The organism is Candidatus Effluviviaceae Genus V sp., from assembly GCA_014728125.1.
Classification (GTDB): Bacteria; Joyebacterota; Joyebacteria; order Joyebacterales; family Joyebacteraceae; genus WJMD01.
Genome location: WJMD01000078.1, coordinates 1 through 4556, shown reverse-complemented (window position 1 = coordinate 4556; position 4556 = coordinate 1). Strand labels below are relative to the sequence as shown.

Here is a 4556-nt window from a genome sequence, read left to right as displayed (position 1 = left end):
GTTCCATCCAGGCCGTCGGCGGCGGGACGGCGCCGGTCACGGCGCTTCTCGACACGGTCGCCGTGTCCGGCGAGGTCACGGTCGAGGTCATCGATGCGCCGGACGGCCCGGCTCCCGCGCCGACGGTTCCGGAGGCGGACGTCATCTCGCTCTTCTCGGACGTCTACGAGGACGAGCCGGTCAGCACGTGGCGCACGGACTGGAGCTCGGGCTCGGTCGCGGTCGCGGACTTCGAACTCCAGGGCGACAACGGCAAGCTCTACACGAACTCGCCCTTCCAGTTCTGGTACGCAGGCATCGAGCTGGACGGCGTCATCGACGCGGCGACGCCGGGCATGACCCACTTCCACATCGACCTCTGGGCGCCCTCCGGTGGCTCCTTCAAGGTCAAGCTGGTGGACTTCGGTGAGGACGGGGAGTTCGGGGGCGCGCCCGACAGCGAGGGCGAGCTCATGTTCACCGGCGGGACGACGCCGCCGTTCGCCTCGGGCCAGTGGTCGCAGCTCGACATCCCGCTGAGCGACTTCGAGTCCGCCGGGCTTCTTGCGAAGGAGCACATCGCGCAGATCGTCATCTCGTCGTCCGACGTCATGACGGTCATTGTGGACAACGTCTATTTCCACAGGTAGGCTTTCCGCCGACGACCACCGCATCTTCCACCTGAGAGGAGAGCACCTGATGGACAGAGTCAGAAAGGGCGAACGGCGGAGCGACCCGGGCGACCCCCGGCCGCTGGCCGACGCGGTGCTCAGACTCATCTGGCGCGAGCGGCGTATCTCGCGCGCGGCCATCGCCAAGAAGGCGAAGCTCTCCCGCTCGACGGTCTCCGAGGTCGTGAGCGAGATCCTCCCGACCGGTCTCGTCGAGGAGGTCGGTCTCGGGAAGTCGCGCGGCGGCCGCCGTCCCGTGCTGCTCGAGTTCCAGGACAGGGCCTGCGTCATCCTCGGCGTCGAGATGGGCGCTGCGCACGTGGCGGTCGCGCTGACCGATCTCAGGGGCAACGTCCTCTGTTGGGAGGAGCGCGAGCACCCGGTCCGCACCGACCCCGAGGGCACGCGCAGGCTTGTCACCGAGCTGGCCGACTGCTGTCTCGGGAACGGCGTGCGCGACGGGCGCCCGCTCGTCGGCATCGGCGTCGCCATCCCGAGCCCGTTCGACCCGGCGCATCCCGACGAGCTCTCCGCCATCGTCCTGCCCGAGTGGGAGGGTCGGCTGGGCCTCGACGACCTCGGCGAGCGCTACGGCGTGCCGCTGCTGGTCGATAACGACGCCAACCTGGGCGCACTGGCCGAACACTGGTGGGGCGCTGGTCGGGACGTGGACGACTTCGCGTACATCAAGGTCGCGACCGGCATCGGCTCCGGGCACATCATGGGTGGCGAGATCTACCGGGGCGCCACCGGCGTCGCCGGCGAGATCGGCCACACCGCCATCGACCCGCACGGCAAGCCCTGCATCTGCGGTCTCAGAGGATGTCTCGTGACGCTTATCGGGACCCCGGCGCTTCTCGAGCGTGCCACCGAGCTTCTCGAGGAACACCCCGACAGCATGCTCGCCGGCCGCGAGTTCGACATCGCCGCGCTCGAGGAGGCGGCGCTCGTCGGCGACCCGGTCGCCGTGCAGGTCGCGCGCGAGGCGGCGGGCCATCTGGGCATCGTCGTGGCCGGACTCCTGAACCTGATGAACCCCTCGATGGTCGTCGTCGGCGGCGATCTGGCGGGGCTCGGCGAGCTGCTCCTGGTGCCGCTCCGCGAGACGGCGAGGCGACGCACGCTCGTGAGCTCGGTCAAGGCTGCCGATATCCGTGCCAGCGAGCTCGGACCGAAGTCGGTCGCGATCGGCGCGGCCACGCTCGTCCTGAAGGCCGCGCTCGAGGACTCGCGGCTCTTTCCGGAGGTCGAGAACAACAACGCGTCCGTACCGGTGGGGAGGAAGAGGAAGTGACGGGAAGATACGTCCGGACCGCGTTCGTCCTGCTCGCGCTGGCCTCACTCGTCGCCATGGGACCGGGATGTGAGTCGGTCACCGGCACGCGGGAGGTCAGTCTCGTGTGGTCCGACGAGTTCGACGGACCCGAGGGGCAGTCGCCCGACACGACGAACTGGATGTTTGACATCGGCACCGACTGGGGCAACAACCAGCTTGAGTACGACACCGACCGGCCCGAGAACGTCTCGCTCGACGGGGAAGGGAACCTCAGGATCGTCGCGCGCGAGGAGAGCTATCAGGGACAGGACTACACCTCCGGCCGCATCACGACGCGCTACCGGTTCGCCCGGACACGTGGCCGGTTCGAAGCCCGCATCAAGCTCCCCATAGGACAGGGCATCTGGCCGGCGTTCTGGCTCCTCGGGGCCGACTTCGGGACCGTCGGCTGGCCCGACTGCGGGGAGATCGACATCATGGAGTACCGCGGGCAGCTTCCGAACGTCGCCAGCGGCGCGCTCCACGGTCCCGGCTACTCCGGCGGCGGGTCGGTCGGGGGGACCTACACGCTCCCGAGCGACACGTTCAACGACGACTTCCACGTCTTCGCCGTCGACTGGGACGCGAACTCGATCACCTGGTCGGTCGATGATCAGGACTACATGACGCTGACCCCCTCGGACCTCCCGTCGGGGACCGAGTGGGTCTTCGACCACGACTTCTTCATCATTCTGAACGTCGCCGTCGGCGGGAACTACGTCGGCCCGCCCGACGCGTCCACCACGTTCCCCCAGACGATGCTCATAGACTACGTCAGAGTCTACGGGACGGCCAAATGACCCCACGCCGTGTGCTGACAGCAGCGCTCGTCGCCGTCCTGACGGCGGTGCTTCTCCCTGGCTGCACGGTCGACCACCAGACGGCCCCGCCCGACGTACTGGTCGTGTCGGTCGAGCAGCACTCCTCGTGGATCAGGAACTTCAACCCGCTGACCACGGCGTCGGCCGCGAGGTGGCCGACGGTCGCGGGCGTCTACGAGCCGCTCTATGTGTTCAACAGCGTGAAGTCGGAGCACGTGCCGTGGCTCGCAGTGTCGCACGAGTGGCGCGAGAGCAACCTCGTGCTGCGCGTCACGACGCGCGAGGGCGTCCGCTGGTCCGACGGGGAACCGTTCTCGGCGCGCGACGTCTACTTCACCTTCGACCTTCTGAGGGAGTTCCCCGCGCTCGACGACATCGGCGCGTGGACCTTTCTCGAGGACATCCGGCTCGTCGACGAGAACACGCTCGACTTCCGCTTCCAGCGTCTCTTCGTGCCCGGGTTCGGGCGCATCGTCACGCAGGTCATCGTCCCGGAGCACATCTGGAAGGACGTCGAGGACCCGGTCTCGTTCCCCAACGAGAACCCGGTCGCGACCGGCCCCTTCACCGAGGTGCGCGTCTTCCGGAACCAGGTCTACGAGCTCGGAAGGAACCCCTACTACTGGCAGGAGGGGAAGCCGGCCGTCGAGGCGCTCCGGTTCCCCGCGCTGCCTTCGAACGACCGCGCGAACCTCGCTCTCGTGTTCGACGAGGTCGACTGGGCCGGGAACTTCGTGCCGGCCATCGACCGTGTGTTCGTCGAGCGCTCGCCCGAGACCCACGACTACTGGTTCCCGCTGACCGGCAGCACGATCTTCCTCTACGTCAACACGCAGAAGCCGCCGTTCGACGACGTCCATGTTCGGAAGGCGTTCAGCATGGCGGTCGACCGTCAGCTGTTGGTCGAGGTCGCCCTCTACAACTACACGAGGCCCGCGGACGCGACGGCGCTCTCCGACGCCTTCCTCGCGTGGAAGGACCCCGACGCGCTCGCGGCCGGCGACTGGGTCGCCTTCGACGTCGAGCGGGCGAACGCGATCCTGGACGAGGCCGGATACGAGCGGGGAGAGGACGGGTTCCGGGTCGACGAGAACGGCGACCCGCTGACCTTCGACGTCATGACCGTCTCCGGATGGTCTGACTGGGTCCGCGCGGCGCAGGTCATCGCCCGCGGGTTCGAGGAGATCGGCGTCAGCGCGTCTGTCAGGACGTACGACTTCGGGGCCTGGTTCCAGCGCGTCCAGAAGGGCGACTTCGACATGAGCCTGGGGTGGTCGTACGAGGGCCCGACGCCCTACACGTTCTACCGCTGGCTGATGTCGCCCGAGACGGTCGAGCCCGTAGGCGAGATCGCGGCGGGGAACTGGCACCGGTTCGGAAGCGCCGCGGCCGACAGCGTGCTCGTCGCGTTCGAGGGCGAGCCCGACCTCGAGGGACAGCGGCGGCTCGCCGCCAGGCTCCAGCGCATCTTCGTTTCCGAGGCTCCGGCCATCCCGCTCTATCCGAACCCCTCGTGGGCCGAGTTCAACGTCGGGCGCTTCGACGGCTTCCCCACGGAGGAGAACCCGTACGCCGACCCGTCGCCGAACAAGACCGGGGCGGGGGAGACCCTGCTCGTCCTCACGACCCTGAGGCCGCGCGGGACGCCGGAGCAGGACCCGGGAGGTGACGCAAGGTGAGTCCGAGGACCGTCTCCTCGCTCGAGGGAACCTGGGCGCTCGTCACCGGTTCGACGAGAGGCATCGGGCAGCAGATCGCGCTCGGTCTGGC

General features: G+C 68.5%; 3 protein-coding genes. All 3 read left to right on the top strand.

Going from position 1 to position 4556, the window contains the following annotated elements; all coding sequences use genetic code 11:
• Positions 1–678 precede the first annotated feature (678 nt).
• From GF405_04290 to GF405_04280, 3 genes are read left to right on the top strand one after another with little or no spacing between them, the layout of a single operon-like run.
• Entirely contained in the window at positions 679–1944 is a 1266-nt protein-coding gene (locus GF405_04290; protein ID MBD3367385.1) for an ROK family protein, read from the top strand.
• A 56-nt stretch (positions 1945–2000) separates the two neighbouring features.
• The gene (locus GF405_04285) at positions 2001–2765 is read left to right on the top strand and encodes a family 16 glycosylhydrolase (protein MBD3367384.1); all 765 of its coding nucleotides are present in this window, start codon (positions 2001–2003) and stop codon (positions 2763–2765) included.
• 14 nt (positions 2766–2779) lie between these two features.
• A complete protein-coding gene (locus GF405_04280) occupies positions 2780–4465 on the top strand; it encodes an ABC transporter substrate-binding protein (GenBank protein MBD3367383.1) in 1686 nt (561 codons plus the stop codon).
• The last annotated feature ends 91 nt before the right edge of the window (positions 4466–4556 follow it).